Origin of the sequence: Micromonospora radicis, from assembly GCF_003583405.1 — a bacterium.
In the GTDB taxonomy this organism is placed as follows: domain Bacteria; phylum Actinomycetota; class Actinomycetes; order Mycobacteriales; family Micromonosporaceae; genus Micromonospora; species Micromonospora radicis.
Map to the genome: position 1 here is coordinate 69,398 of NZ_QXEC01000019.1, position 25,285 is coordinate 94,682.

The 25,285-nt window shown below is 72.5% G+C and carries 30 protein-coding genes; 16 read left to right on the top strand and 14 right to left on the bottom strand.

Annotated features, from left to right (window positions below; translation table 11 throughout):
* Positions 1-8: 8 nt before the first annotated feature.
* Entirely contained in the window at positions 9-284 is a 276-nt protein-coding gene (locus D2L64_RS19250; RefSeq protein ID WP_407663141.1) for a hypothetical protein, read from the bottom strand.
* Positions 281-1,120 (bottom strand): nucleotidyltransferase family protein, encoded by an 840-nt coding sequence (locus D2L64_RS19255; protein ID WP_325049918.1) that lies wholly within the window; start codon positions 1,118-1,120, stop codon positions 281-283. Before D2L64_RS19255 ends, D2L64_RS19250 begins: the two co-directional genes overlap by 4 nt.
* On the opposite strand from D2L64_RS19255, the gene D2L64_RS19260 reads away from it, so the two are divergent.
* Positions 1,077-1,781 carry a dTMP kinase gene (locus tag D2L64_RS19260; RefSeq protein WP_233559041.1) on the top strand — a complete coding sequence of 235 codons (705 nt, stop codon included), beginning with the start codon at positions 1,077-1,079 and terminating at the stop codon, positions 1,779-1,781. The genes D2L64_RS19255 and D2L64_RS19260 overlap by 44 nt on opposite strands.
* A gap of 72 nt (positions 1,782-1,853) precedes the next feature.
* Here the strand turns inward: D2L64_RS19260 and D2L64_RS19265 are convergent, their stop codons facing one another.
* On the bottom strand, positions 1,854-2,549 hold the full coding sequence (locus D2L64_RS19265; RefSeq protein WP_119578602.1) for an SDR family NAD(P)-dependent oxidoreductase: 696 nt from the start codon (positions 2,547-2,549) through the stop codon (positions 1,854-1,856).
* 216 nt (positions 2,550-2,765) lie between these two features.
* Between D2L64_RS19265 and D2L64_RS19270 the strand changes: the two genes are divergently transcribed.
* On the top strand, positions 2,766-3,656 hold the full coding sequence (locus D2L64_RS19270; RefSeq protein ID WP_407663142.1) for a MurR/RpiR family transcriptional regulator: 891 nt from the start codon (positions 2,766-2,768) through the stop codon (positions 3,654-3,656).
* A gap of 478 nt (positions 3,657-4,134) precedes the next feature.
* Positions 4,135-5,124 (top strand): sigma-70 family RNA polymerase sigma factor, encoded by a 990-nt coding sequence (locus D2L64_RS19275; RefSeq protein ID WP_199714637.1) that lies wholly within the window; start codon positions 4,135-4,137, stop codon positions 5,122-5,124.
* An 84-nt stretch (positions 5,125-5,208) separates the two neighbouring features.
* Here D2L64_RS19275 and D2L64_RS19280 read toward each other — a convergent pair whose 3' ends face one another.
* Positions 5,209-6,180 carry a C40 family peptidase gene (locus D2L64_RS19280; protein WP_119578518.1) on the bottom strand — a complete coding sequence of 324 codons (972 nt, stop codon included), beginning with the start codon at positions 6,178-6,180 and terminating at the stop codon, positions 5,209-5,211.
* A 460-nt stretch (positions 6,181-6,640) separates the two neighbouring features.
* On the opposite strand from D2L64_RS19280, the gene D2L64_RS19285 reads away from it, so the two are divergent.
* The gene (locus D2L64_RS19285; protein ID WP_199714623.1) at positions 6,641-7,174 is read left to right on the top strand and encodes a DUF6232 family protein; all 534 of its coding nucleotides are present in this window, start codon (positions 6,641-6,643) and stop codon (positions 7,172-7,174) included.
* Here the strand turns inward: D2L64_RS19285 and D2L64_RS19290 are convergent.
* Both D2L64_RS19290 and D2L64_RS19295 read right to left on the bottom strand, forming a co-directional pair.
* The gene (locus tag D2L64_RS19290; RefSeq protein ID WP_119578520.1) at positions 7,171-7,506 is read right to left on the bottom strand and encodes a DUF3817 domain-containing protein; all 336 of its coding nucleotides are present in this window, start codon (positions 7,504-7,506) and stop codon (positions 7,171-7,173) included. The two genes, D2L64_RS19285 and D2L64_RS19290, sit on opposite strands and share 4 nt — an antisense overlap.
* Positions 7,507-7,534: 28 nt before the next feature.
* Positions 7,535-8,065, bottom strand: coding sequence for a hypothetical protein (locus tag D2L64_RS19295; RefSeq protein WP_119578522.1), 531 nt, complete (start codon positions 8,063-8,065; stop codon positions 7,535-7,537).
* A 124-nt stretch (positions 8,066-8,189) separates the two neighbouring features.
* Here D2L64_RS19295 and D2L64_RS19300 point away from each other — a divergent pair, with 124 nt between their 5' ends.
* Genes D2L64_RS19300 through D2L64_RS19310 form a run of 3 tightly spaced genes read left to right on the top strand, consistent with a single transcriptional unit; the run spans position 8,190 to position 9,416 of the window.
* Positions 8,190-8,513, top strand: coding sequence for a DUF6158 family protein (locus tag D2L64_RS19300; RefSeq protein ID WP_119578524.1), 324 nt, complete (start codon positions 8,190-8,192; stop codon positions 8,511-8,513).
* The gene (locus D2L64_RS19305; RefSeq protein WP_119578526.1) at positions 8,513-8,827 is read left to right on the top strand and encodes an SRPBCC family protein; all 315 of its coding nucleotides are present in this window, start codon (positions 8,513-8,515) and stop codon (positions 8,825-8,827) included. The genes D2L64_RS19300 and D2L64_RS19305 overlap by 1 nt, the downstream gene beginning before the upstream one ends.
* Positions 8,828-8,879: 52 nt before the next feature.
* Positions 8,880-9,416: a DUF1360 domain-containing protein gene (locus D2L64_RS19310; protein WP_119578606.1), complete on the top strand. Its 537-nt coding sequence runs from the start codon at positions 8,880-8,882 to the stop codon at positions 9,414-9,416.
* A gap of 101 nt (positions 9,417-9,517) precedes the next feature.
* On the opposite strand, the gene D2L64_RS19315 is transcribed toward D2L64_RS19310, so the two are convergent.
* The 3 genes from D2L64_RS19315 to D2L64_RS19325 all read right to left on the bottom strand — a co-directional run bounded on the left by D2L64_RS19315 (position 9,518) and on the right by D2L64_RS19325 (position 11,404).
* Positions 9,518-9,715 carry a glycosyltransferase family protein gene (locus D2L64_RS19315; protein ID WP_119578528.1) on the bottom strand — a complete coding sequence of 66 codons (198 nt, stop codon included), beginning with the start codon at positions 9,713-9,715 and terminating at the stop codon, positions 9,518-9,520.
* Between the two features lie 89 nt (positions 9,716-9,804).
* Positions 9,805-10,047 (bottom strand): hypothetical protein, encoded by a 243-nt coding sequence (locus D2L64_RS19320; RefSeq protein WP_119578608.1) that lies wholly within the window; start codon positions 10,045-10,047, stop codon positions 9,805-9,807.
* Between the two features lie 250 nt (positions 10,048-10,297).
* Positions 10,298-11,404: a 3-deoxy-7-phosphoheptulonate synthase gene (locus D2L64_RS19325; RefSeq protein WP_119578530.1), complete on the bottom strand. Its 1,107-nt coding sequence runs from the start codon at positions 11,402-11,404 to the stop codon at positions 10,298-10,300.
* Between the two features lie 413 nt (positions 11,405-11,817).
* Here D2L64_RS19325 and D2L64_RS19330 point away from each other — a divergent pair, with 413 nt between their 5' ends.
* From D2L64_RS19330 to D2L64_RS19340, 3 genes are all read left to right on the top strand, one after another.
* Entirely contained in the window at positions 11,818-12,033 is a 216-nt protein-coding gene (locus D2L64_RS19330; RefSeq protein ID WP_119578532.1) for a hypothetical protein, read from the top strand.
* A 76-nt stretch (positions 12,034-12,109) separates the two neighbouring features.
* Positions 12,110-13,402, top strand: coding sequence for a M16 family metallopeptidase (locus D2L64_RS19335; protein WP_119578534.1), 1,293 nt, complete (start codon positions 12,110-12,112; stop codon positions 13,400-13,402).
* A gap of 174 nt (positions 13,403-13,576) precedes the next feature.
* The gene (locus D2L64_RS19340) at positions 13,577-14,926 is read left to right on the top strand and encodes a M16 family metallopeptidase (RefSeq protein WP_119578536.1); all 1,350 of its coding nucleotides are present in this window, start codon (positions 13,577-13,579) and stop codon (positions 14,924-14,926) included.
* Between the two features lie 18 nt (positions 14,927-14,944).
* On the opposite strand, the gene D2L64_RS19345 is transcribed toward D2L64_RS19340, so the two are convergent.
* Complete coding sequence (locus tag D2L64_RS19345; protein WP_119578538.1) at positions 14,945-15,376, bottom strand: hypothetical protein; 432 nt, start codon at positions 15,374-15,376, stop codon at positions 14,945-14,947.
* A 258-nt stretch (positions 15,377-15,634) separates the two neighbouring features.
* Here D2L64_RS19345 and D2L64_RS19350 point away from each other — a divergent pair, with 258 nt between their 5' ends.
* From D2L64_RS19350 to D2L64_RS19375, 6 genes are all read left to right on the top strand, one after another.
* On the top strand, positions 15,635-16,657 hold the full coding sequence (locus D2L64_RS19350; protein ID WP_119578540.1) for an aspartate-semialdehyde dehydrogenase: 1,023 nt from the start codon (positions 15,635-15,637) through the stop codon (positions 16,655-16,657).
* 14 nt (positions 16,658-16,671) lie between these two features.
* On the top strand, positions 16,672-17,115 hold the full coding sequence (locus D2L64_RS19355) for a PPOX class F420-dependent oxidoreductase (protein WP_119578542.1): 444 nt from the start codon (positions 16,672-16,674) through the stop codon (positions 17,113-17,115).
* A 125-nt stretch (positions 17,116-17,240) separates the two neighbouring features.
* Complete coding sequence (locus D2L64_RS19360; RefSeq protein WP_119578544.1) at positions 17,241-17,657, top strand: CBS domain-containing protein; 417 nt, start codon at positions 17,241-17,243, stop codon at positions 17,655-17,657.
* Positions 17,658-17,864: 207 nt separating this feature from the next.
* Positions 17,865-18,233 (top strand): SCP2 sterol-binding domain-containing protein, encoded by a 369-nt coding sequence (locus D2L64_RS19365; protein WP_119578546.1) that lies wholly within the window; start codon positions 17,865-17,867, stop codon positions 18,231-18,233.
* Entirely contained in the window at positions 18,233-20,293 is a 2,061-nt protein-coding gene (locus D2L64_RS19370; RefSeq protein ID WP_119578548.1) for an amylo-alpha-1,6-glucosidase, read from the top strand. Before D2L64_RS19365 ends, D2L64_RS19370 begins: the two co-directional genes overlap by 1 nt.
* Before the next feature lie 55 nt (positions 20,294-20,348).
* Positions 20,349-21,098 carry a lysophospholipid acyltransferase family protein gene (locus D2L64_RS19375; protein WP_119578550.1) on the top strand — a complete coding sequence of 250 codons (750 nt, stop codon included), beginning with the start codon at positions 20,349-20,351 and terminating at the stop codon, positions 21,096-21,098.
* A gap of 14 nt (positions 21,099-21,112) precedes the next feature.
* Here D2L64_RS19375 and D2L64_RS19380 read toward each other — a convergent pair whose 3' ends face one another.
* The 4 genes from D2L64_RS19380 to D2L64_RS19395 all read right to left on the bottom strand — a co-directional run bounded on the left by D2L64_RS19380 (position 21,113) and on the right by D2L64_RS19395 (position 24,994).
* On the bottom strand, positions 21,113-21,814 hold the full coding sequence (locus D2L64_RS19380) for a hypothetical protein (protein WP_119578552.1): 702 nt from the start codon (positions 21,812-21,814) through the stop codon (positions 21,113-21,115).
* 75 nt (positions 21,815-21,889) lie between these two features.
* Entirely contained in the window at positions 21,890-22,603 is a 714-nt protein-coding gene (locus D2L64_RS19385) for a response regulator (protein ID WP_119578554.1), read from the bottom strand.
* Positions 22,576-23,823: a hypothetical protein gene (locus D2L64_RS19390; protein ID WP_233559042.1), complete on the bottom strand. Its 1,248-nt coding sequence runs from the start codon at positions 23,821-23,823 to the stop codon at positions 22,576-22,578. The genes D2L64_RS19385 and D2L64_RS19390 overlap by 28 nt, the downstream gene beginning before the upstream one ends.
* Positions 23,813-24,994, bottom strand: a complete 1,182-nt coding sequence (locus D2L64_RS19395) for a sensor histidine kinase (protein ID WP_119578556.1) — start codon at positions 24,992-24,994, stop codon at positions 23,813-23,815. The genes D2L64_RS19390 and D2L64_RS19395 overlap by 11 nt, the downstream gene beginning before the upstream one ends.
* Positions 24,995-25,285: the final 291 nt, after the last annotated feature.

Sequence of the window (25,285 nt, forward strand, 5' to 3'; positions counted from 1 at the left end):
AACCTCCCTCAGGGCAGTTGCTCGATCTCCGTGGGCGCCTGCGTGCGGATCACCCCGATGTCGCTGGTGATCGGCACGTCCGGAAACCGTCCGGCGACCCGGCGCAGGATCTCGTCCCGCCGGTGCGCGCTCTCCACCTCGCCGTAGAGCACGAGGCCGCGTTCCGTGTGCGCCACGGTGATTCCCTGCTCGGCGACGGCCGGATCCTCGGTGAGCAGCCGGTGGATCTCCGCCTCGACGTACTCCTCGGGTGGCCCGGTGCCGGAGTCGCGGTACACGGTCACGGTGTTCCCCTCCCGTCGGCCGTGCCGGCGTACGGCACGACGTCCAGCCTGTCCAGCAGCACCAGGAACGACTCGGCGTACGGCGAGTGCTGCGTGTCCTTGCGTACCCGTTCCCAGTCGATCTGCTCCCGCAACGACCGGGCCAGCGGCAGCCCGCGGGCGAAGTCGCAGTAGTGCTGGGAGAAGCTGAGCAGCTTGTGCACCATCAACTGGGTCGCCGACAGCACCGGCATGTGGATGGCGTCGACCGGCCGCACCACCGTGTCGGCGAAGGTCTCCTCGGTGACGGGCGTCTCGATCGGGCGGTGGATGAGATCCACCATCCGCCCACCGTCGTAGACCTTGACCAGCCAGTCCTCCGGCGGCCGCTCGGCGGTGAAACCGGCGGCCACCAACGCCTCCAGGGCCGCCTCGACGTCCGGCTCGCGGATCAGGAAGTCGACGTCGTGCTCGCTGGAGTGCCCGCCGTGGGCGTAGACCGCGAAGCTGCCGCCGAGCGCGAACGGGATGTCGGCCTGCTTGAGCACGGCGGCGACCTTCTTCAAGGTGTGTAGAAGAGTCTCGTCGTCGCGCTCGGCCATCTCGGCTCTCCTGTCGAGTCGTCGGTGCACCGGTGGGATCCCCGATCGGTACCCGGCATTCCGGTCGTCCACACCTGCCCGACTCGCGGAAGGTCGCGGACAGTAATCAACCCGGACAGAGCGGGCATTGGGGCGGCGCGGGTCGGATAACCTGTGCAAGGTGGCCAGATCGACGGGAGTCCCTCGACCAGCACGGCCGAGTCGAGCAGCCGTGAGCCGTCGTCCCCGACTCCGCACCATCGCCCTGGTGGGCATCGACGGATCGGGCAAGACCACCCAGGCGCAGCGGCTCGCCGCGACACTCACCGAGGCCGGGCGACCGGCCAGGTACCACCGCAACGCCGGTGGCCGGCGCTGGTTGGGACGGGCCGCCCAACGGCTGGGGCGGCCGGATGCCCAGCGGCTGCTCGGGCGCGACGCGATGCTGGTGACGGAGTCCGTGTTGCGGTGGCTGGCCATCGCACTGGCGCTGCTCGGCTGCCTACTGTCCGGCCGGGTGGCGGTGATGGACCGTTACGCCGTCTGCCAGTACGCGAGCCTGCGCGCACACGGTGGGCAGCGCTGGGAGCGCCTGGTGCGGGCCGGGTACCGGCTCTTTCCCCGACCTCAGGTGACCTTCCTGCTGACCGTGGACCCGGCGGAGGCGTACCGGCGGATCGAGCAACGCGGCACCGACCACGAGAGCCTGGAGTACCTGGCCGCGGCCGATCTCGCCTACCACGCGGTGCCGGAGTACCCGACCTTCGTGCCGGTGCGCGCGGACCGGCCGCCGGAGGAGGTGGCTCGGGAGATCCGGGGACACCTGGCCGGCTGGCTTGCCGCCGAGGGCGACCCGGCCGACCGGGACAGCGGGTGCGGCGAGGTGCGGGCCGTGCCGGGCGCGACCGCACTGATCCCGGCCCGCGCCCTGCCATAGACCGGCTCAGGCTCGGCCGTGGACCGGCTCAGGCTCGGCCGTGGACCGGCTCAGGCTCGGCCGTGGACCGGCTCAGGCTCGGCCGTAGACGGGCACGGCCGCACCGCTGGTGGGGGCGGAGTCGTCCGAGGCGAGGAAGCGGATCACCGAGGCGATCTCGGTGGGCGCGACCCAGCGCGAGTGGTCGGCCCCGGGCATGGCGGCCCGGTTGGTCGGCGTGTCGATGACGCTCGGCAGCACGGTGTTGCAGCGCACCCCGACCGCTTTGTACTCCGTGGCCACGGCGGAGGCGAAGGCGAGCACCGCGGCCTTCGCGGTCACATAGCCGGCGACGCCCGGGAAGGGCGCGAGCGCCGCGCGGGCCGCCACGCAGACCACCGCCCCGCCACCGGCGTCGATCAGGTGCGGCAGCGCGGCCCGGGTGACCAGGTGGGTGGGGCGGAGGTTGAGGGCGAGCATGCGGTCGAACTCCTCGACCGGGGTCTCGTGCACCAGGCCGCCGCTGGCGTACCCGCCGACCAGGTTGACCACGGCCCGTAGCGGAGCTGCGGGGTCGCCGGCGGCCACCTGCGTCGCTCGGGCCGCGTCCTGCGGGTCGGTCAGGTCCGCGACCAGCCGGACCGGCGCGTCGGCACCCGGCGGCGCGACCGGGGTCGGCTGCTGCCGCTGCGTGGCGACCACCCGCCAGCCCGCTTCGACGAACGCGGTGGTCACCGCCGCGCCGAGCCCGCCAGTGCTTCCGGTGACCAGCACACTGCGATCCGCCATGTCCACACGCTAGTGCCGCCGTCCGGTCGGTGGGCAGCCGACCCCACCGGACGGGTCCGACCCGGCCCCGCGGAGGAGGTGGCGACGCGGACCGGGTGGCAGGCTGTGCGCATCGTGACCGGAGTGGGTCGGGGAACCCGGTGCAACGGTGCCGTGTTGACGCTGCCCGACTCATGAAAGTAACTTTCATCTGTGGCGATTCGTCCGAATCTTTCCGTGAATCACGAGCCGGGTGGACTGATCGTCCACATCGGCGGGCTGCTTCCGTCGCTGTCGCCGGCCGAGCAGCGGGTGGCCCGGCTGGTGGTCGCCGATCCCGCCGACGCGGCCCGCCGGACCATCACGGACCTCGCCACAGCCGCCGGGACATCGGAGGCGACGGTGATCAGGTTCTGCCGTTCGGTCGGCATGGACGGCTACCCACAGTTGCGGATCCGGCTCGCGGCGGAGGCGGCCCGGCGGGTCGTGCCGCCGGACGCGCGGGTGGTCGGCGGAGACATTCCGGCCGGCGCCGACCTGGCCCAGATCATCGCGACCATCGCGTTCAGCGACGCGCGAGCGGTGGAGGAGACGGCCCAGCAGCTCGATCCGGCGGTCTGCGGGAAGGTGGTGGACGCGATCGTCGGCGCCGGTCGGATCGACGTCTACGGCGCCGGGGCGAGCGGCCTCGTGGCCGCCGACTTCCAGCAGAAGCTGCACCGGATCGGCCGGACCGCCTTCTGCTTCCCGGACGTGCACGCCGCCCTGGCCTCGGCGGCGCTGTCAGGCCGCGGTGACCTCGCCATCGGCATCTCGCACACCGGCGCCACCGCCGAGGTGGTCGAGGTGTTGGCGCAGGCGCGGGCGCGGGGTGCGACGACAGCGGTGCTGACCAACTTCCCCCGCTCGCCGGTGACCGCGTTCGCCGACCACGTGCTCACCACGGCGGCCCGCGAGACCACCTACCGCTCGGGCCCGACCGTCAGCCGGGTCGCCCAGCTCACCGTGGTCGACTGCCTCTTCGTCGCGGTGGCGGCGCGAAACCGTCCCCGGGCCCGCAAGGCCCTGGAGGCCACCGCCGAGGCGATCCGGTCCCGTCGGACCGGCTCCGCTCGAAGGCGGCCATGACGGACGGTTCCGCGCGAACCTGATGACCGAGGTCCGATCCGCTCGGCAGCGGGGGTACCCCGGCGGGCAAGCGGGGGTGCCGCAGCGGGCATAGGACCGGCGCGCGGATTGTTCACCAGGGCGTGGGGTAATACCACCGGCGTGGATGAACCAAGCGGTCCGCGTACGCGTATCTGGCAGTGACCAGGATCGCAGCACGGTGGTGACCCGGGTCGCTGTGCGTAGTGGTCAGGCAGTGTTGCCATGGACCGGGACGGACGGCGATTCGTCGATCCGTCGACCTCACGGGGTGCCTGCCGGTGCGAACCGCAGGCAGGGTGCTGACAGCAAACATGGACCGTGCTCTCAGCTGATTATCAGGCATTCGTGACACTTTCGACCCACGACATGGAATCCCCGACGCGTCTCATCTGTTGTGTAGGTGTCAGCACCGGTGGGCACAGCGGAGGTTACCGGGGAGGGGCTGATGAGCGTGGGGATGGCAAGGAACCGGGCAACCGGCGCGAGCGAGGGGACCGTGGGCAACGTGGACAAGAACATCGGTATGCGAACCGACGAGGTCGCCGAGGAGCGCGACCTGGTCGGAGTCTACCTGCACGAGATCTCCCGGACGCCACTGCTGGACGCCGCCCGGGAGGTCGATCTCTCCAAGGCCATCGAGGCGGGCCTCTACGCCGAGCACCTGCTCGGTGCGGACCGTCTGCCCGACGGGGTGACCCGGGAGGAACTGGGGCAGCTGGTCGCCGACGGTGAGCGGGCCAAGGACCTGTTCATCCGGGCCAACCTGCGGCTGGTGGTGTCGATCGCCCGACGCTACGTCCGTTCCGGGATGCCCATGCTGGACCTGATCCAGGAGGGCAACACCGGCCTGGTCCGGGCGGTAGAGAAGTTCGACTACGAGCGTGGCTACAAGTTCTCCACCTACGCCACCTGGTGGATCCGGCAGGCGATCAGCCGAGCCATCGCCCAGCAGGAGCGCACCGTGCGGCTGCCGGTGCACCTGGTGGAGGACGTCAACCGGATGCGCAACGTGGCTCGCCAGCTCACCCGTGAGCTGGGCGGCGACCCGGAGCCGGAGCAGATCGCGGCGGCCCTCGGAGTCACCGTCGAGCGGGTCAACGAGCTGGTCCGCTGGTCGCAGGACACCGTGTCGCTGGACACGCCGGTCGGCGACGACGGCGACACCAACCTCGGCGACCTGGTCGCCGACAGCGACGCCCCGTCGCCGGAGGAGATCGTCCTCACCGGCCTGGAGCGGCAGCGCATCGAGGGGCTGCTCAACCACCTGGACGACCGGTCCGCCGGCATCATGCGGGCCCGGTACGGGCTCGAGGACGGCCGGGAGCACTCGCTGACCGAGGTGGCCTCGCGGTTCTCGTTGTCCCGCGAGCGGATCCGGCAGCTGGAGATCCAGGCGCTCGGCCGGCTCCGTGAGCTGGCCCGCGCGGAGGGGCTGCAGGCGGCCTGACCTGGTAGGAATGACGACGAACGGCCGGCGTCCGATAGGGGGACGCCGGCCGTTCGCGGCTTCGGCCCGGTGTCGGGCCCCGGGTCAGCGCACCCGGCCGTAGCCGTACGGCGGCATCAGGTCGACGCTGCGCTTCTCCACGTTCCGTCCGAAGGTCGGCGCGTGGATCACCTGCCCGTCGCCCACGTAGATCGCCATGTGCCCCAGACTGCGGTAGAAGACCAGGTCACCCGGGCGCAGTTCGCTCCGGCTGATGTGGGCCACCACCCCCCACTGCATCCGGGTGTTGTGCGGCAGCGACTTGCCCGCCGCCCGCCATGCCGCCGAGGTCAGGCCGGAGCAGTCGTAGTCGTTCGGGCCGGACTGGCCCCAGGCGTACGGCTTGCCGAGGGCGCCGTAGGCGTACCGGACGGCGACCCCGGCCTGGCCGGAGACGGCGGGGGCGTTGTCGGCGTTGCCCGACCGGTTGGCCGGTGCCTCGGTGGCCCGGCCGTACGCCTGCCGGCGCAGCTCGTACAGCTTGTCCAGGTCACGTTCGATGCGCCGCTTCGCGTTGCTCAGTTCCCGGGACTGCGCCGCCTGCTGGCTCAGCGTCACGTCCAGCCGGGTCTTCTCGCCGAGCAGCCGCCGCTGGTCCGCGGTGTGCGCGGCGATGGTCGCCTGGCGTTGCCGGGTCAGCTGGTCCAGCGTGCCGAGCCGGTCGAACACCAGCGCGGAGTCACCGTCGTACAGCAGCGCGTCGATGGTGCCCAGGTTTCCGGTCTTGTACGCGGTGGCGGCCATCTCGCCCACGTCGGCGCGGCTCTGCGCGGCCTGTTGCTCCAGTGGCCCGATGCGCTCCCGGAGCCGCGCCACGGCGGCCTGGTTCTGCTTGATCTTCTCGCGTAGCTCGTTGTGCGCCTCGACCACGCCTTCCAACTCGGCTGACGACTTCTCGATCCGCCGGGTCAACTCGGCGGGGGACGGTTCGGCCCGAGCCACCGTGGCCGGTGCGATCAGCACCAGCGAGAAGGCGGTGACGGTGACGGCGCGCAGCGTGTGTATCAGGGGCGACAAGAGCTCGATGCTCCTCTCCCAGGGCCGGCGCGGGGCTGCTGACGCCGCGCGGACGGCACCGACCCGGTGCCGTCCGGCTGGACGGCGGCCGACCGGGCCGACCCGCCCAAGGTAGTACGGGACAGGAGTCGACCGCAGAGAAAGCCGGGACCAGTGTTGATGCTGAGGCGTGGTCACGTTGGCTACTGGCGGTGAGGGTCCGGCTATATCGGTAGATGCCGGACTGGTCGCTCTCGGCATATGACGCCGGTTGGCTCGGCGTTATAACCGATAAGACGGACTTGGTGCCCTCTTTCCGGCGTGCCCCGTGCCCGGTCGGCGCTACCGGCGGCGCAATCGAGCAGCCCAACTGGCGAGACCGGCACACAATGAGTCGCACAGCCGGGATTCCTGTCGCCCCCGGTCGGCGGGGCGGGCCGGTCGGGCCGACCCGGCACCACCAGCGGTGGGAGGAGGGGCCGTGAATCGTGAGGATGCGACCACCCGACCGCTGCGGTCAGCGCGCGGCGTCGGCGGCGAGCCCAGGCTGCTCTACGCCCGGCCCGGGATCATCGTCACCGTCGACCGGTTCACGGTCGGCAACACCAGCTGGCGGGTGGCCGAGCTGACCCACCTGCACACCACCCGTGGCCCGCACGACCGGGTCGCCCTCCGGGCCGCCCTGGTCTCCGCCGTGGTGATCGGTGGCATCGGGCTGTCGCTCGGGTTCACCGGCGGGTTGCAGCGGCTCACCGCCGGGGCGTACCTCCTGCTCGGTGCCGTGTTCCTGGTGCCGGTGCTGCTCGCCGCCGCCGGGGACCGGTGGCGTCCACCGGCGTACGAGCTGTGGGGGCGGCGCGACGGGGTGGAGGAGCTGCTCTTCAGTAGCGACAACGAGCAGCAGTTCGGCCAGGTGAGCCGGGCGGTGCGCCGGGCACGGGAGAGCCACGGCCAGGGCGGCTGGGAGGATCCGCTGGCCACCGCGCGGGTGTGGCGTCCCCGGCGAGGCAGCTAGCCGGCGACCGGCTCCGGTGCCGGTTCCCGCTGCTGCTGCTCGGCGAGCACCAGGGCACTCACCCGGCGTTCGGCCCAGAAGGAGAGGAACGGAACGGTGCCGGCCAGCATCACCAGGACCATCCGCTTGAGCGGCCAGTTGGCTCGCCGGGACAGGTCGAAGGTGGCGACCAGGTAGAGCATGTACAGGAAGCCGTGCGCCTGGCCGACGGTCTCCACCACGATCGGCTCGCCGAAGCCGTACTTCAGGGGCATCCCGATCACGACCAGCAGGATCAGCACCACACCGACGATCCAGGCGATCACGCGGTAACGGGTGAGGGCAGCACGCACTTCTTCTCGTCCGTCCTTCTGGGCCGGCTCAGCCGGGATAGTCGCCGGGCTTCGCACCCGGATTGGCGTTCAACCATGACAGGTAGCGGTTGTATGCGGCCAGCTCGGCGTCGTCCTCGCCGGATCCGCCGGTGACCCGGGCGACCCGGACCGGTCGGCGGATGCCGGAGCGCGGTCGGTCCGTGCCCACGGGCCCGGCGACGCGGGCCGGCTCGGTGCCGTCGGTCGGCTGGGCGGGAACGTCACCCGATGCCGACCCGCCACTGGCCGAGACCGGCTGCGCCGACACCGTGGCCGGTGCCGCCGATCCGGTGGTGGCCGAAGCGGGTCCGGCGGTGGCCGCCGACGGAGATCCGCGCAGCGTGTGCCGGACCTCCCGCCACCAGACGAAGACGACGAACCCCGCGAAGATCGGCCACTCCACCGCGTAGCCCCAGCTGATGGCGTTGCCCGCGGCGGCGCGGCTGACCTGCCACCAGCCCAGCCCCAGGAAGGTCGTCACCAGCACGACCATGGCCACGTGGCGGGCGATCCACGCCGGGGTCCAGAGCCGCTTCATGCCACGAGGGTACCGAAAGTGGCCTGGCTCTCCGACGCGGCGTCGTAGTCGCGGCGGTGGTTTGGCGGCGGTCGGCCTGGGCATCCGTACAGACGCCAGCTCATGACGGACGAGGGGGCGCGAGATGACGGCATCGGGACGACCGGACGGATTCCCCACCGGCGGCACGGAGGTGAGCCCCGAGCAGCGGATCCCGGAGTGGGGCGACGACCGGGTGGCCACCCCGGCCCTCGACGCCGACCTGCCGGGCATCGATCCGGCCGAACTCGCCGACGAGGACCTCGTCCGCGAGATGCAGAGCCTGCACCGCACCCGGCTGGACACGCTGCGGCACGCCACCGACTCGGCACTCGCCAACCACCTGCGGCGTACGGCCGAACTGGAGACCGAGTACCTCGCCCGGCATCCCGGGCGGGAGGTCGACCCGAGCCGGCTGCGGGACGCGTGATGGCGTACGCGGAGCGCGGCGTCTCCGCGCCACCGGAGGTCGTCTTCAACACGGCGACCGACCCCGACCGGACCGCCGCCTGGCTGCCCGAGCCGCTGCTGTCCGCGTCGCGGGTCGGCGAACCGGACGGGTTCCGGGCCCGGTGGGACGCGCGGGACACGGACTGGTCGGCGGAGCTGCAGGTGGAGCCGGAGGATGCCGGCGGGGCCCGGGTCCGGCTCGACCTGACCGGCGACGGCTCGGCCAGCCGGCTGGCCGACGAGGCACTGGTCAACCTCGCCCGCGAGGTGGCCGACAACCTGCAGGCCGGCTGACCCACCCCCGACCTGGGCGACGGATCGCGGCGTGACCCCGAAGGAGTTCCGGTTGAGCGAGTTGAAGCAGAAGGTGACCCGGCTGCGTCAGGCGTACGCCCCGCACGAGCACCGCCCACTCGGCGGCTACCTGGCGGCGATGGGCGCCTACGCCGGCGTGACCGGGGCGATCGCCGCGCTGGTGAAGGCCACCGGACGTACCGTGCCGGACCGTCCCGCCACCTCCGACGTGGTGCTGTTGTCCATCGCCACGCACAAGCTCAGCCGGCTGCTGAGCAAGGACGCGGTGACCAGCCCGCTTCGCGCCCCCTTCACCCGGTACGACCGCCCGATCGGCAGCGGCGAGGTGATGGAACAGGTGCGCGACTCGGGCAGCCCCACCCGGCACGCCATCGGCGAGCTGCTTAGCTGCCCGTTCTGCCTGGCGGTCTGGGTGGCCACCGGACTGACCGGGGGACTGGTGCTGGCGCCGCGGCTGACCCGGCTGGTCGCCACCGCGTTGACCGCGGTCGCCGCGTCCGACTTCCTCCAGATGGCGTACGCGATGGCCCAGCAGGGCGCGGAGGGCGGCCACCGCAAGGAGGAGTGAGCCTCAGGTACCGCCGACTGGCTCGGCAAGGTCGAGAACAACCGGATCGACGCCGCCGCCCGAGCTGTCGGGCGGCGGCGTCGGCCGTGCTGGGTGGGGGATCAGCGCTGCATGCCGGACCAGCCGCGCGGCGACTCCGGCTCCCGCTCGTCCTGGTCGGCACCGGTCAGGATGTCGTCGTCGACGGCGGTACGTTCGTGTTCGTTGGCGAAGTCCGGCTCGGGCAGCGTGTCCCCGTCCTCCGGAGGTTGGGCGAGCGCGGGCAACCGCTCGTGCTTGTCCTTCTCGGGCTGCGACATCGGGTTCCTCTCCTGGTCGCCGCTGGCGATGCGGTCCCCGCCCGCGCCGGGGCGGGACGGCGGGCTGCCGGCCGGTGCGGGTGGGCGGGTCAGCCAACCGAGCCACCCAGCAGGTCGGTGACCTCGTCCACCGCGTACTCACCCTGTGGCAGCGCGTTCAGCCGGGCGAGCAGCTGCGCCGGCAACTCCGCCGCGACCGCCCGGCGGTAGATGTCGACCTGGCTGATCCGCTCCTGACCGTGGTAGAGGTCGTCGAGCAGTTCGTCCAGCGGCCGGGTGTCCACCTCGTCGACCTGCACCTCGTCCGGTACGGCGGCGACCGTACCGGGCAGGTCGGTGGTGGGCGGGTCGAGCGCGGCGGTGTCCACCACCGGCACATCGGCCAGGATGGCCTCCGGCAGGCGCGCCTGCGTCGTCGGCGCCGTGGGTGTCCCGGTCACGGGTACGTCGTCGGTCACGCCCGTCAGCTACCCGCCGGCCCTGCCACCAAACTCGCACCCCGTCCACGATCCCCCGGGTGCCGCCACAGCCCCCGGCCCCGCGGTGGTGCGGGCCGAGGGCGGGGACCGACGCGGCGGGTGGTCAGGCGGGGGTGGGCAGGGGGTGGGGGTGGGCGGCGCGGCGGGTACGTACGGCGGTGGCGAGGTGAGCGAGGACCTCCTCGGTGGTGTCCCAGCCGATGCACGCGTCGGTGATCGACTGCCCGTAGGTCAGCTCACGGGTGGGGTCGAGGTCCTGCCGCCCGGGTACCAGGAAGCTCTCCAGCATGATCCCGACGATGCCCCGCTGCCCGGCGGCGATCTGCGCGGCCACGTCGGCGGCCACCGTGGGCTGGTTGCGGTGGTCCTTGCCGCTGTTCGCGTGGCTCGCGTCCACCACCAGCCGCTCCGGCAGCCCGGCCGCGCGCACCTGCGTCAGCGCGGCGGCGACCGAGGCCGCGTCGTAGTTGGGTCGCCCGCCGCCGCCGCGCAGCACCAGGTGACCGTCGGCGTTGCCGCGGGTGTGCATGATCGCCGGAGTGCCGGAGACATCGATGCCGGGGAAGACGTGCGGTACGCCGGCCGCCCGGATCGCGTCCACCGCGGTGGCGATGCTGCCGTCGGGGCGGTTCTTCATGCCGATCGGCATGGACAGGCCGGAGGCGAGTTGGCGGTGTACCTGGCTCTCCACGGTGCGTGCCCCGATCGCACCCCAGGCCACCGTGTCCGCGATGTACTGCGGCGTGATCGGGTCGAGGAACTCGCAGCCCACCGGCAGGCCGAGGCGCAGCACGTCGAGCAGCAGCGCGCGGGCCGTGCGCAACCCGGCGTTGACGTCGCCGGAACCGTCCAGCCCGGGGTCGTTGATCAGGCCCTTCCAGCCCACCGTGGAGCGCGGCTTCTCGAAGTAGACCCGCATCACCACCAGCAGGTCGTCGGCGACCCGGGCGGCTGCCTCGCGCAGCCGGTGCGCGTACTCCAGGGCGGCGGCCGGGTCGTGCACCGAGCAGGGGCCGACCACCACCAACAACCGGTCGTCGGCGCGGTCCAGCACCTGGCCGACGGCGCGTCGACCGGCCAGCACGGTCGAGGTCAGCTCGTCGTCCAGGGGCAGCTCGTGGTGCAGCAGGGCCGGGGTGGTCAGCGGTACGACACGGTCGATCCGCTGATCGATGACCCGGTGATTGTCCGGGGTCGGCACGGTGGGCATCCTTCCGCCGACCGCACCCGGGGCCGGTGCCCGGGTCGAGCCGGCTGCTCGTACGCGAAAGGGCAGGAACGAAAGCTCCTGCCCGGCCGGCTCGTGAACGGTGACGTCAGATCATGGTGAAGTCACCGGCTTGCGAGCCGGCTGCCTAAACCATCGATACGACCGCGTCACGTCGGTAAGCGTACCCGACGGTGGGGCGGTGCTCACCCCCTTGTCGGCGACGCCTCGCCCTACGTTCATCTTCATCGATGAAGCTGGCGGTCCGTCCAGCGCCACCGAACATTCTTCTCGCAGCGCGGCACCTCGGGATCGTCCTCCGGTGGCATCACCTACGAGGTGCGCGGCCCGTTCCGCTCCTGAGCGGGTCCGTCGTTTCGCGCGTGCGGGGGAGGCGGTGGGGGTATGGAAGCGGCATGAGCGACGCGAAGAGCGACCAGGAGCGGATCGAGTCCCGGGCCCACCTGCTGCCGGAGGAGGCGGCCGTCGGCAGCGAGGATTCCGAGGCGCAGGCCGACGCGATTCTGACCGAGTCGGACCTGCGGGCGGCCGACCACAACGCCGCACCGGACACGGTGCTGGAGCGGCGTAGCTCGGCGGAGACGGTGACCCCGATCGAGCCGCCGGACTGATCCCCGCCGACGTGCTGGCCGGCACCGGCCGCGTCCCGGCCGTGTCAGCCGCCGGAGATCGGATAGCGTCGGTGCCATGCCCGACAGTGGTTACCCCTGGCCCATCTCGACGACCCGACTGGACAACGGCCTGCGCGTGGTGGTGAGCGAGGACCGCACCGCCCCGGCGGTCGCCGTGAACCTCTGGTACGACGTCGGCTCCCGGCACGAGCCGGCCGGTCAGACCGGCTTCGCCCACCTGTTCGAGCACCTGATGTTCGAGGGCTCGGTGAACGTGGCGAAGACCGAACACATGAAGCTGGTGCAAGGGGCGGGTGGCTCCCTGAACGCCACCACCAACCCGGACCGGACGAACTACTTCGAGACGGTCCCGGCCGAGCACCTGGAGTTGGCGCTCTGGCTGGAGGCCGACCGGATGGGTGGCCTGGTGCCGGCGCTGACCCAGGAGACGCTGGACAACCAGCGTGACGTGGTGAAGAACGAACGCCGCCAGCGGTACGAGAACGTGCCGTACGGCGACGCGTGGCTGCGGCTGCTGCCGCTGCTCTATCCGCCGGGCCACCCGTACCACCACGCCACCATCGGCTCGATGGCCGACCTGAACGCCGCCGACCTGGCCACCTTCCAGGCGTTCCACCAGACCTACTACGCACCGAACAACGCGGTGCTCACCGTGGTCGGTGACACCGGGGTCGAGGAGGTCGTCGCGCTGGCCGAGAAGTACTTCGGCGCCATCCCGGCCCGCGCCGAGATCCCGGTCGCCCCCGACGGTCGGGTGGTCCCGGCCACCGGCGTGCCGACCGAGGAGACGGTGGTCACCGACGTGCCGGCCCCCCGGGTGTACGTCGCGCACCGCACCTACCCGTTCGGTACGCCGAACCACGACGTGGTGACCGTACTGGCCACGGTGCTCGGCAGCGGCCGGGGCAGCCGTCTCTACCAGCGGCTCGCCGACGGCGAGCGGATCGCGCAGCCGGATCTGGTCGGCGCGTACGGGGTGGACCTGGCGCACGCGCCGGCACCGCTGATCGCCACCGCCACGGCCCGGCCCGGGGTGAGCGGGCAACGGCTGGCCGAAGGGTTGGCGGAGGTGGTCGACGAGTTGGCCACCGTGCCGGTCACTCCGACCGAGCTGGACCGGGCCAAGGCGCTGCTGACCACCGCCTGGTGGCGCCAGATGTCGACTGTGGACGGACGGGCGGACGCGCTGGGCCGGTACGCTACCCAGTTCGGCGACCCGGCCACCGTGGCCGACCGGCTGCCGGGCTGGCTCGCGGTCACCGCCGACCAGATCGCCGAGGTGGCCGCCGAGGTACTCACCGCTGCCGACCGGGTGACCCTGACCTACCGCCCCGAGGAGACCCCGTGAGCGCGAGGAGTGAGCGGCGCGGCCCGTTGGGGTGCCGCGACTTGGCAGCGGCGAGCCCCGCAGTCGCGAACGAAAGGTTGGCTCGGTGAGCGCGAGGAGTGAGCGGCGCGGCCCGTTGGGGTGCCGCGACCTGGCAGCAGCGAGCCCCGCAGTCGCGAACGAAAGGTTGGCCCAGTGACTCTCATCGCCGAACGTCCCGGTCCGGGCGCGGCTCGCCCGTACCGGTTTCCGCAGGTGGTCCGCCGGGTCGTGGCGGGCGGCCAGGTGGTCGCCGCGCACCTGCCCGGGCAGAACCTCGCCGTGGCGTTGCTGTTGCTCGACGCGGGCGCCGGCCGGGAGCCGGTGGGCAAGGAGGGGCTCGGCGGAGTGCTCGCCAAGGCGCTGGAGGAGGGCACCGGCCAGCGCGACGCCACCGCCTACGCCCTGGCCATCGAGGCGCTCGGCACCGAGCTGGTGACCGGGCTGGACTGGGACACCTTCCAGGCCAGCGTGCAGGTGCCGGTGGACCGGCTGGGTGCGGCCGTGGAGCTGCTCGCCGAGGCGGTGCGTACGCCGAGACTGGACCCGGACGACGTGCGGCGGGTACGCGACGACGAGGCGACCGCGCTGCGGATGGACTGGGCGAACCCCGGCCCGCGCGCCGACGCGGTGCTGCGGGCCGACCTGTTCGGCGCCGACAACCGGTGGGGCCGCCCGATGTACGGCGACCCGGATTCGGTCGCCGGCCTGGACGTGGAGGACGTCACCGTCTTCCACTCGGAGTGGTTCATCCGCCCCGGCACCCTGGTGGTCGCCGGTGACCTGGACCGGATCGACCTGGACGGGCTCGCCGCGGCGGCCTTCGCCGGTACCGGTGGTGGTCCGGTGGACCGGGGTACGCCGATCGAGGTGCCGCGACACGACAGGCGCCGGATCATCCTGGTGGACCGGCCCGGTTCGGTGCAGTCCACGTTGCGGCTCGGGCACCCGGCGCCGCACCGCGCCCACCCGGACCACGTGCCGATCGCGTTGGCCGGCACGGTGCTCGGCGGCGCGTTCACCTCCCGGCTGAACCATCTGATCCGCGAGGTACGCGGCTACACGTACGGCATCCGGGGCGAGTTCGCCTCGTCTCGCCGGTTCGGCCGGTTCGCGGTCAGTTCCGGGGTGCAGACCGCGGTCACCGCGCCCGCGCTGGTGGAGTCGGTCGGTGAGATCGCCCGGACCCGGGCCGGTGGGGTGACCGAGGACGAGTTGGCGGTGGCCCGCTCCTGGCGGGCCGGCCAGCTTTCGGTCGAACTGCAGAGCCCGCGGGCGATCGCCGGGGCGTTGACCACGCTGGTGGTGCACGACCTGCCGGACGACTACCACGCCCGGCTGCGCGAGTCGCTGCTCGCCGCCGACGTGGCGCAGGTCTCGGCCGCCGCCGCCACCCACCTGCACCCGGAGTCGCTGACCCTGGTGGTGGAGGGAGACGCCGCGCTGATCCGGGACGAACTCGTCGCCACCGGTCTGGGTGAGGTCGTCGACCATCCGGTGGGCTGATCCGCCGGTCGACCGGGGCTATCCCGCCCCGGTCGACCGGGGCCAGCGGGAGCCGACCGCGGTCAGGCAGACCAGCACCGACAGTACGGCGACCGGTGCGCCGGTGCCGTGCGCGGGGATGACCGCCGGGACGTACCGGTCGAAGAAGAGGCTCGCCTCGTCGTACCGCAGGGCCAGCGCCACGGCGGAGCCGGCGGCGGCGAGCCCGGCCAGTGCGCTGAGCACGATCACCGGCCGTCGCCGCTGCGGTGCGGCCAGCAGGGCCCAGAGCGCGGCGGCGTACAGCACGGCGACGGCGGTGGCGTGCCAGGGCCAGCCGGGGAACCGGTCGAGCCCCATCGTCAGCGCGCCGTAGTGGGCCCAGGGCAGCAGCACGATCGCCAGCAGGTTGCCGGCGGCGGCCACGAGCACGGCGGCACCGGCGAGAGTGACCCGGACGCTCGATTCCATGGCGGGTCGCAGTCTACTGAATCGGGGACGGCGGCGCGGTTCCGGACCGGGCCGCCGATGTGATGTCGGTCGCCGTGCCGGTGGGGCCGGGCTGAGATGTTGCGGCCGGGGAAGGCGCGGCGGCGTCGATCTTCCGGGTCGACGGCCGGTTCGCCGGGCGGCTGTCCCGGCGCGGGGCGGCGCGGACCTCGCCGCGACCACCCCGAGCGGTGGGAAAGCGTTCCCGTTCGACCCGTTCGGCTCGGTAGCCTCGCGGGCATGAGGATCGGCATTGTGGGCGCGACCGGCCAGGTCGGTGGCGTCATGCGGCAGGTGTTGGCGGACCGGGAGTTCCCGGCCGAGCAGGTGCGGTTCTTCGCGTCGGCGCGTTCGGCCGGGCGTACGCTGCCGTGGCGCGGCGAGGAGGTCACCGTCGAGGACGCGGCCACCGCCGACTACTCGGGGCTGGACATCGTGCTCTTCTCCGCCGGCAAGGGCAGCGCGAAGGAGCTGGCGCCACGGGTGGCCGCCGCCGGTGCGGTGGTCATCGACAACTCGTCGGCCTTCCGGATGGACCCGGCGGTGCCGCTGGTCGTCGCCGAGGTCAACCCGCACGCCGCCGCGCGCCGTCCGCGGGGCATCATCGCCAACCCGAACTGCACGACGATGGCCGCGATGCCGGTGTTGCGGCCGTTGCACGCCGAGGCGGAACTGGTCGGCCTGGTCGTCTCGACGTACCAGGCGGTCTCGGGTGCCGGGCTGTCCGGCGTCGCCGAGCTGGACGAGCAGGTACGCAAGGTGGCCGAGGACGCGGCCGGGCTCACCTTCGACGGTGCCGCGGTGGAGTTCCCCGCCCCCCGCTCGTTCGCCCGGCCCATCGCGTTCAACGTGCTCCCGCTGGCCGGTTCGATCGTCGACGATGGTTCGGCGGAGACCGACGAGGAGCAGAAGCTGCGCAACGAGAGCCGTAAGATCCTGGAGATCCCGGGTCTGAAGGTCTCCGGCACCTGCGTCCGGGTGCCGGTCTTCACCGGGCACTCGTTGCAGATCAACGCCCGGTTCGCCCGGCCGATCAGCCCGCAGCGGGCACACCAACTGCTCGACGGCGCCCCGGGCGTGGCGTTGACTGACGTGCCGACGCCGTTGCAGGCCGCCGGGCAGGATCCGACGTACGTGGGCCGGATCCGCGCCGACGAGACCGTCGAGCACGGCCTGGCCCTGTTCTGCTCCAACGACAACCTGCGCAAGGGCGCGGCACTCAACGCGGTGCAGCTCGCCGAGCTGGTGGCCGCCGAACGCTGACCCGGGAGGATCTCGTGACCGACGACCAGAACCGATCGGCGCTGCTCGACCTCGTCGCCGACCGTTCCCTCGGGGTGCTGGCCACCCTGAAGCGGGACGGCCGACCGCAACTGTCCAATGTGATCTACGGCTTCGACCGAGCCGACGAGCTGATCCGCGTGTCGGTGACCGACGGCCGGGCGAAGACCGCGAACCTGCGCCGCGACCCACGCGCCAGCCTCCACGTCAGCAGCGCGGACGGCTGGGCGTACGCGGTGGTGGAGGGGCAGGCCGAGCTGACCCCGGTGGCGGTGGAACCGGACGACCCGACCGTTTCCGAACTGGTCGAGCTGTACCGGTCGATCCGGGGTGCGGAACACCCGGACTGGGACGACTACCGCCGGGCCATGGTGGCCGACCGCCGGGTGGTGCTGCGGCTGCCCGTGGAGCGGGTCTACGGCCTCCCAGCACAGGGCTGACCCGCGCCCCGCGGCCGGGGTGCCCACCGGTCGGCCGGCGTCACCGGTCGGGTCGGGCGGCTCGGCGTTACTGGTCGGAGCCGTCGGGTAGACACGTGGTTGCCCTACACCGAGAGGGAGGCACCATGACAACGGTCGGAGAGTTCATGACGACCCGGTTGGTGACCATGGACGGCAACGACACCCTCGTCGCGGCGGCCCAGGAGATGCGTGACTCCGCGATCGGCGACGTGGTGGTGACCGACGGCGACAACGTGGTCGGCATCCTCACGGACCGGGACATCACGGTCCGCGGGGTGGCGGGGAACCTGGACCCGAACACCACCCGGCTCAACCAGCTCACCACCAAGGACGTGATCACCGTCAGTCAGTACGACGACGCGGTGGCCGCCGCCGACCTGATGCGGACGTACGCCGTGCGGCGGTTGCCGGTGATCGAGGACGGCCGGCTGATCGGCCTGGTGTCCATGGGTGACCTGGCCGTCGAGCGGGAGCCGCAGTCGGTGCTCGCCGACATCAGCGCCGACAACCCGAACAACTGATCCACCCGGCGGAGGCCGGCTTCCCGGGAGACGGGGAGCCGGCCTCCGCGCGTCCGTGGTCGGGCGCGGGACCACGGTCCGCTCACCCGATCCAGGCGAGGTTGACCGCCTGGCGGGTGGGGATCCTGCTCGGACGCGAAGGCCGGTCGGAGAGCGGACGTACGCCTCCGGTGGGCCGGGACCGGATCGACGGGAGGGGAGGGCCCGATGGCGGACGCGACCACTCGGTTCTTCGAGGATCTCGACCATCGGGGGTACGACCCCCTGCTGGCGAAGCTGTCCGGAACCCTGCGCTTCGACCTGCACGAGGGACCGCAGACCATGCACTGGCTGGTGCGCATCGAGCGGGGCGAGATCCAGGTCAGCCGGCAGGACATGGAGGCGGACACGGTCATCGGCACCAGCCCGGCGATGTTCGAGGAACTGGTCACCGGGCGCGAGAACGGGCTGGCGGCGCTGCTGCGGGGGGACATGACGGTCACCGGCGACGCGCGGCTGATCGTGCAGCTGGAACGCATCTTTCCCGGGCCGCCGTACACCGAGGGCCCCCGTCGCTACCGTAAGGAGGTGCGCTGATGGCGCCGAGCCACACCGTACGGATCCTGGACGGCAACACCTTCGTCGTGTCCGAGGCCACCGGGGACATCGAGGCGACCCCGACCGAGCCGACCGGACTGTTCTCCATCGACACCCGCTTCCTGTCCAAGTGGGTGCTCACGGTCAACGGAGAGCGGCTCAACGCGCTCTCCTACGACGACCTCCAGTACTACGAGTCGCGCTTCTTCCTGGTGCCGGGCCTGGCCACGCACTACGTCGACGCGAAGCTGTCGATCATCCGGGAGCGGGCGGTCGGCGGGAGCTTCCGGGAGAGCATCACCATCCTCAACCACGACGAGAAGGCGGTCGACCTGGAGATCCGGATGGAGGCCGCCGCCGACTTCGCCGACCTGTTCGAGGTCAAGGACGAGATCCTGAACAAGAAGGGCGAGGTGTACGCCGAGGCGGACGCCGACCAGCTCCGGCTCGGCTACCGGCGGGGCAACTTCCGGCGGGAGACCCTCATCTCGTCCTCCGAGCCGGCCCGGTACGACCGCAACGGCTTCTCCTACACCGTCCACCTCGAACCGAACGAGCAGTGGGACACCAACATCGACGTACACACCCAGGCGCTCGGCCCCGGCGGACGGGACCTGCGTATCGGGCTGCGGGTGCACGGCACCGAGCGGCTCGCGCTGCAGCACGACCTGGAGGAGTGGATCGCCAAGGCACCGAAGGTGAACAGCGAGCACGACCAGGTGGCGGCGACCTACCGGCAGTGCATCGTGGACCTGGCCGCCCTGCGCTTCGCGCCGCTGTCGCTCGGCGGTCAGACGCTGCCTGCCGCCGGCCTGCCCTGGTTCATGACCATGTTCGGCCGGGACAGCATCCTCACCTGCCTGCAGACGCTGCCGTTCACCCCCGAGCTGAGCGCGACCACGCTGCGGATCCTCGGCGCCCTACAGGGCACCCGGTTCGACGACTTCCGCGAGGAGGACCCGGGCCGGATCCTGCACGAGATGCGCTACGGCGAGAGCGCCGCGTTCGAGGAGCAGCCGCACTCGCCGTACTACGGCTCGGTGGACGCCACCCCGCTGTTCGTGGTGCTGCTCGACGAGTACGAGCGGTGGAGCGGTGACGCCGCCCTGGTCAAGGAGTTGGAGCAGGAGTGCCGTCGGGCGCTGCGCTGGATCGACGACTACGCCGACCTGGTCGGTAACGGCTACATCTGGTACGAGCGGCGCAACACCGACACCGGCCTGGAGAACCAGTGCTGGAAGGACTCCTGGGACTCCATCTCGTACGCCGACGGCGCCCTGCCGCCGTTCCCGCGGGCCACCTGCGAGGTACAGGGGTACGCGTACGACGCGAAGGTCCGCGCGGCGCGGCTGGCCCGCGAGTTCTGGGACGACCCCGGGTACGCCGACCAGTTGGAGCGGGAGGCAGCCGAGCTGAAGGAGCGGTTCAACCGGGACTGGTGGGTCGCCGACCGGGGCTTCTACGCGCTCGCGCTCGACCCGGACGGGCGGCAGTGCGACGTGCTCAGCTCCAACATCGGGCACCTGCTGTGGAGCGGGATCGTCGCCGACGACCGGGCCGAGCAGATCGCCGCGCACCTGGTGGGGGACCGGCTCTTCACCGGCTGGGGGGTGCGGACCCTGGCCGAGGGCGAGGTCAGGTACAACCCCATCGGGTACCACAACGGCACGGTCTGGCCCTTCGACACCTCCTTCTGTGCCTGGGGGCTGCGCAGGTACGGCTTCGCCGAGGAGGCGGCCACGGTGGCGAACGGAATCCTGGAGGCCGCGCGGTACTTCGACGGGCGGCTGCCGGAGGCGTTCGGCGGCTATCCGCGGGAGCAGACGAAGTTCCCGGTGGAGTATCCGACGGCGTGCAGCCCGCAGGCCTGGTCGACCGGGGCGCCGCTGCTGTTGCTGCGGACGATGCTGGGCCTGGAACCGCACGAGGGGCACCTGGCGGTGGAGCCGCGGCTGCCGGTGGGCATGGGCCGGATCGAGGTGTTGGACATCCCGGGCCGCTGGGGTCGGGTGGACGCCTTCGCCCGTGGCCGGCTCGACCTGCACAAACTCGCCGAGTGACGGCCGACGCACACGCCCCTACTGGCGCGTAACCTACTCGGGGTAAAGTTGCCGGATGCCGGAACTCGTGTATCCGCCCGTGATCGCCGCCGCCAGGACGATGTTCCGGGTTCTCGACCTGAAGCTCGCCGTCGAGGGCTCCCACCACGTACCGCGTACCGGCGGTGCGGTGCTGGCCAGCAACCACGTCAGCTACCTGGACTTCATCTTCTGTGGGCTCGGGGCGTTGGAGTCCCGGCGGCGGGTCCGGTTCATGGCGAAGGACGCGGTGTTCCGGCACCGGGTGTCGGGGCCGCTGATGCGCGGGATGCGGCACATCCCGGTGGACCGGGCCGCCGGTGCCCAGTCGTACGCCGCCGCAGTGACCGCGTTGCGGGCCGGCGAGGTGGTCGGGGTCTTCCCGGAGGCGACCATCAGCCGTTCCTTCACCGTGAAGGAACTCAAGAGTGGCAGCACCCGGATGGCCCGCGAGGCGGGCGTCCCGGTGCTGCCGGTGGCGCTCTGGGGTACCCAACGGCTGTGGACCAAGGGCCGGCCGCGCACCCTCACCCGGCGGCACACGCCGATCACCATCCTGGTCGGGGAGCCGATGGAGCCGGCCGACTATCCGGACGCCAACGCGATGAGCGGCGAGCTGAAGTCGCGGTTGCAGGCGCTGGTCGACCGGGCCCAGCGGCAGTACCCGGACCAGCCCACCGACCCGGCGGACCGGTGGTGGCTGCCGGCCCACCTCGGCGGCGACGCACCGACCCCGGAGCAGGCCGTCGCGCTCGACGCCGCGGACCGCCGCACCCACACCGGGTGACGGCGCGGTGGCCCCTACCGCTGGCCGGAGACCGCGCCGTAGGGCGGCTCGTCGGCGTGCCGGGGCCGGTAGTAGTCGTCGCGGGAGTGGAACTCGACCGGCAGCGACCCGGGCAGCACCACCCGCCCCGGGCCGGGGCCCGGCGCCACGAGGGCGAGCCGCGACAGCGCGTCCCGCTCCGGCGGGGACAAGTCCACCAGTTCGGGTCGGGTCAGCCGGAACGTGGCCACGGCCCGACGGATCTCCTGGGCCAGCTGCTCGATCTGCCCGGCCGGGCCGAGCAGCGCGAGCGCCGGTTGTTGGATGGTGCGCAGCGCGTCGCAGACCACCAGCAGCCGCGCGGGACCGCCCTCGGTGGCCGGCGACAACTCCAGCCGGGACGGCCACTGCCACCTGATCTGCCCGCTCACCAACGCCGACGTCCGGCTGTTGCGGCGGTGGCGGGCGCCGACGAGGGCCAGCTGGGAGCCGGTGCCGACGTACGCCAGCCGGTGGTCGGTGACGGTCAACGTGACCGCCGCGGGCAGCGCCCACCGGTGCCGGGCCTCGGTCGGCCCGAGCAGGTAGCCCGCCACGTCCAGGCGGTGCCGGCCGAGTGTCCGCTCGCCGCTCTCCGGCACCAGTTCGTGCCGCCGGTCCAGGACCGGGCCGCCGTCGTCCTCCACCGCGTCGAACCGATGCGGGGCGATGAAGAACGGGGACGCGTCATCGTGCATCGTCACGAACCTCCGGTGCAGACGGCATCTGCGTACGAGCGTCGCCCAGCCGGACCCGTGGTGTCATGACGCCCGTTAGGGGGTCGGCCAATCGGCCGACGCGTGCGACCGGTAGATACCGATCTCCTCCGGTCGGATGAGACCGTCCTCGATCGCCCGGGCGAGCAGCGCCGCCTTCGTGGCGGCCGGCCGACCCGCCCGGCTGTACTTGATCCTCGCCCGGTCGACGTACTGCTTCACGGTGTGCTCGCTGATCCGCATCCGCCGCGCCACCGACGCCTTGGACATCGACTGGAACCACAACAGCAGCGCCTCACGTTCCTTGTCGGACAACATCGGCCGATCCGGCCGGGAGTCACCGACCATCGCACCGGCCAACGCCGGCGCCACGTACGGGCGGTCACTCGCCGCCTCCAACACGGTCGCCACGCAGTGTTCCCGACCCTCGTGTTTGGCCAGGAACGCCACCGCGCCGGCGTCCAGCGCGGCGAGGATCGTCGGCGGATCCGAATGCTCCGAGTAGACCACCACCCGACGCCCGGCGGCACTCAACTCGGCCAGCTTGTCCAGTACGACCCGACCGTGCAGGCGCAGGTCGAGCAGGACCACGTCGGCGTGCGGGGCGGCCCGCAGCACCGTGTCGGGGTCGTCCCCGGTGGCCAGTACGGTCAACCGCGGCTCGGTGGCCAGCCAGGCACGCACCCCGTCGATGACCACCGGATGGTCGTCCACGATCGCCACACCGATGGGCCGGGCCGGCCTCATCGATGCCAGCGCGTCTGCGTCCATCTGATCTTCCCGTCCCGTTCGTCGAGGTGCTCCACCTGCCCGTCACGGCCCTCCGCGGGCGGCCCGACCACCTCCGGACCTGTCCGGTCGGGGGTGACCAGGCTGATCACCACCTCGTCCGGGCCGGCGACGATGGTCAGCCGAGCCCAGTCCCGCGCGTCGGCGAGGGTGGCGGTGAGCGGATCGGCCAGGCCCCGGCGGATCTGCACCGGCAGCGGTGGCGGTGTGCCAATTGTGACCAGGTCGATCGGCAGGCCGTTGCGCTCGGCCAGGTCGGCCGCGGCCCGCAGTTCGTGCAGCAGCGGATGCGGCACGTCGTCGGATTCGGCGATCAACCGGCGCAGCCGCGTCGCGGCGCGTACGCACCGCCGCTGTACCTCCGGATCGGCCGGGTCGGCCCGCCCCTGCGCCAGTTCGGTGAGCACGTCGGTGGCGGCCCCGCTGACCAGGGCGAGCCGGTCATGCCGCTCGCTGCGGGCGCGCTCGGCGGCCTCCCGCTCGGCCAGCATGGCGTTGGCCGCCGCGGCGCTGGCGGCCCGGTCCCGCGACGACACCGCCAGCGCCAGCGCCCCGGTGAAGACCGCCACCGGCAGCGACGACGTGCCGTAGAGGGCCATCCCGGCGCGGGCCAGGTCGGCGGCACCGGTCGCCCCGTACAGCGCGACGGCGGTCAGCGCGATGCCCGCGTGCGCGGCCAGCAGCGCGAGTAGCCAGCGCACCGGCCGACCCCAGAGCACCACCAGGAAGAACCACGCCAGGGTGCCCCAGACCCAGTTGGCGGGGCTGAACAACTGCGGTCGGCCCACCGCGGCGAAGACCGCCACGTCGACCGCCAGCAGCAGCCCGGCCATCGGCAGCGCCGGCAGCGCGGTGTCCCGCAGCAGCCGTACCCCGGCGAACGCCCCGACGGCTGCCACCAGCAGCCAACCGCCGATCACCACCTGCGGTACGGCCAGCTCCGTGCGGTAGCCCAGCACGGCCGGTAGGCCGATCGCCAGGTGCCAGACCAGCGCGATGGTGACCGCCACGATCCGGGCGCCTCGGTCCGAGATGCGTGCCACCGCGGCCGCCGCCCGGCCGGCGCGGACCTCCGCGGTCGCCGCTCGGCCGGCGCGGACCTCCGCGGTCGCCGCTCGGCCGGTGTCCGTCCGTGGGGTGGGGACGATGCCGCGCGAGGTCGGTAACCGGGGCAGGTGGGTGAGTTCCGGTTCAGCCGACATCCGACCACTCCAACCGGATCCGGGTGCCGTGTCCGGGCGCGGAGTCCACCTCGGCCCGCCCGGCGACCGCCGCCATCCGGCCGTGGATCGACTCGCGTAGGCCGTACCGGTGCTCGGGGACGGTGGCCGGGTCGAAGCCGGGACCGTCGTCGCGCACCTCGACCACGACGCTGCCGCGTGTGATCCGCAGGCGCAGCGTGGTGGTGGCGCCGGGTGCGTGCCGGGCGACGTTGGACAGTGCCGCGTGGGCGCTCTCCGCGATCGCCTCGGCCACCGGCGCCGGGACCACGCCAGGCGGCAGGTCGGCGTTGACGGGCAGGGCGGGCAGCCGGGCCAACACCTCCCGCAGCCGCTCGTCCAGCCGCACGGAGGTGTCGGTCGGCATCGACCGGGCCTCGGCCAGGACCGCGAGGGTACGCAGGTCGGCGGCGCAGCGCTCGCGTAATGCCGTCGACGGGCCGGCGACCGCGCCCTGCCCGACCATGGTCAGCGTGGCCAACACCGTGTCGTGCAGGTCGCGGTTCTGTTGCCGCTCCGCCGCCCGGGCGGTCCGGGCGACCAATGCCGCGCGGGAGGCGCGTTGGTTCGCCAGGAAGGCGGCATCGGCCCGCGCCATGCGGCGGCGCATCACCGCGGTCATCATCGCCGTGCAGGCGGTCTGCGCCAGCAGGGTCGCGGCGTGGGCGCTCGCCTCGGCGGGGTGCCCGGCCGTGTGGGCACCGACGGCGTAGGCGGCGGTGACCAGCAACCCCGCCGGGATGGACCAGCGTGCCGGGGCGGTGGCCTGCGCGTTGATCACGGTGGTGCTGGCCAGTACCGCGATCCAACTGGCCTCGCCGGGCAGTACCTCCGGCGCCACCAGGACCGGGATCGCCAGGCAGGTGACGCCGGTGAGCAGTACGTCCCCGATGACCAGCGCGGCGCCGATGCCGTGCCGCCAGGCGCGCAGCGCGTACCAGACGGACCACGCGGTCAGCACCGCGACCGCCGGTACCAGCAGCTCGGTGCGTACCGGCGGGGTACGCACGGCGAGCGCCACCCCCGCGCCGACCAGCCCGCAGGAGATCCGCAGCAGCGCCGGCAGCCGGGTGAAGATGAACGCGAACGCCCCGGCCGCCGGCCGTTCCACCGCGCCGCTCGGCGACACGGTCAGGGTGGGCAGGGCCAGCATCGGGAACGCGTCCTTTGTGACAAACGACCCGATCCGGGTACGCGCTGGGAAATCGACGTCGGAGAATAACATGAGCAGCGGCCGCCGGTTACGTTCGGTGCCGGGCGCGTTGCCGCCGGGCGCGCCGGATCCGGCTCGCGAGTGTCGCCGGGGCTCGTCGACCGCAGCCGTACCGGCCGCCGCGCCGAAGCCTTGCCGGCCCTTCTGAGCAGCGGATTCGCTGTCTACGTGCGGCGGCGCGTCCGACTCTCGTCGGCCCGGCTCGGGCGGCTGCCCGGGTGCTTCGCCATC

Coding starts and splice junctions, on each gene's coding strand:
- D2L64_RS19335 (WP_119578534.1), top strand. CDS start 12,110: ATGCCCGACAGTGGTTACCCCTGGCCCATCTCGACGACCCGACTGGAC.
- D2L64_RS19350 (WP_119578540.1), top strand. CDS start 15,635: ATGAGGATCGGCATTGTGGGCGCGACCGGCCAGGTCGGTGGCGTCATG.
- D2L64_RS19385 (WP_119578554.1), bottom strand. CDS start 22,603: ATGGACGCAGACGCGCTGGCATCGATGAGGCCGGCCCGGCCCATCGGT.
- D2L64_RS19345 (WP_119578538.1), bottom strand. CDS start 15,376: ATGGAATCGAGCGTCCGGGTCACTCTCGCCGGTGCCGCCGTGCTCGTG.
- D2L64_RS19300 (WP_119578524.1), top strand. CDS start 8,190: ATGACGGCATCGGGACGACCGGACGGATTCCCCACCGGCGGCACGGAG.
- D2L64_RS19370 (WP_119578548.1), top strand. CDS start 18,233: ATGGCGCCGAGCCACACCGTACGGATCCTGGACGGCAACACCTTCGTC.
- D2L64_RS19390 (WP_233559042.1), bottom strand. CDS start 23,823: ATGTCGGCTGAACCGGAACTCACCCACCTGCCCCGGTTACCGACCTCG.
- D2L64_RS19305 (WP_119578526.1), top strand. CDS start 8,513: ATGGCGTACGCGGAGCGCGGCGTCTCCGCGCCACCGGAGGTCGTCTTC.
- D2L64_RS19380 (WP_119578552.1), bottom strand. CDS start 21,814: ATGCACGATGACGCGTCCCCGTTCTTCATCGCCCCGCATCGGTTCGAC.
- D2L64_RS19360 (WP_119578544.1), top strand. CDS start 17,241: ATGACAACGGTCGGAGAGTTCATGACGACCCGGTTGGTGACCATGGAC.
- D2L64_RS19295 (WP_119578522.1), bottom strand. CDS start 8,065: ATGAAGCGGCTCTGGACCCCGGCGTGGATCGCCCGCCACGTGGCCATG.
- D2L64_RS19315 (WP_119578528.1), bottom strand. CDS start 9,715: ATGTCGCAGCCCGAGAAGGACAAGCACGAGCGGTTGCCCGCGCTCGCC.
- D2L64_RS19330 (WP_119578532.1), top strand. CDS start 11,818: ATGAGCGACGCGAAGAGCGACCAGGAGCGGATCGAGTCCCGGGCCCAC.
- D2L64_RS19365 (WP_119578546.1), top strand. CDS start 17,865: ATGGCGGACGCGACCACTCGGTTCTTCGAGGATCTCGACCATCGGGGG.
- D2L64_RS19395 (WP_119578556.1), bottom strand. CDS start 24,994: ATGCTGGCCCTGCCCACCCTGACCGTGTCGCCGAGCGGCGCGGTGGAA.
- D2L64_RS19265 (WP_119578602.1), bottom strand. CDS start 2,549: ATGGCGGATCGCAGTGTGCTGGTCACCGGAAGCACTGGCGGGCTCGGC.
- D2L64_RS19325 (WP_119578530.1), bottom strand. CDS start 11,404: ATGCCCACCGTGCCGACCCCGGACAATCACCGGGTCATCGATCAGCGG.
- D2L64_RS19255 (WP_325049918.1), bottom strand. CDS start 1,120: ATGCCCACCAGGGCGATGGTGCGGAGTCGGGGACGACGGCTCACGGCT.
- D2L64_RS19375 (WP_119578550.1), top strand. CDS start 20,349: ATGCCGGAACTCGTGTATCCGCCCGTGATCGCCGCCGCCAGGACGATG.
- D2L64_RS19275 (WP_199714637.1), top strand. CDS start 4,135: ATGGCAAGGAACCGGGCAACCGGCGCGAGCGAGGGGACCGTGGGCAAC.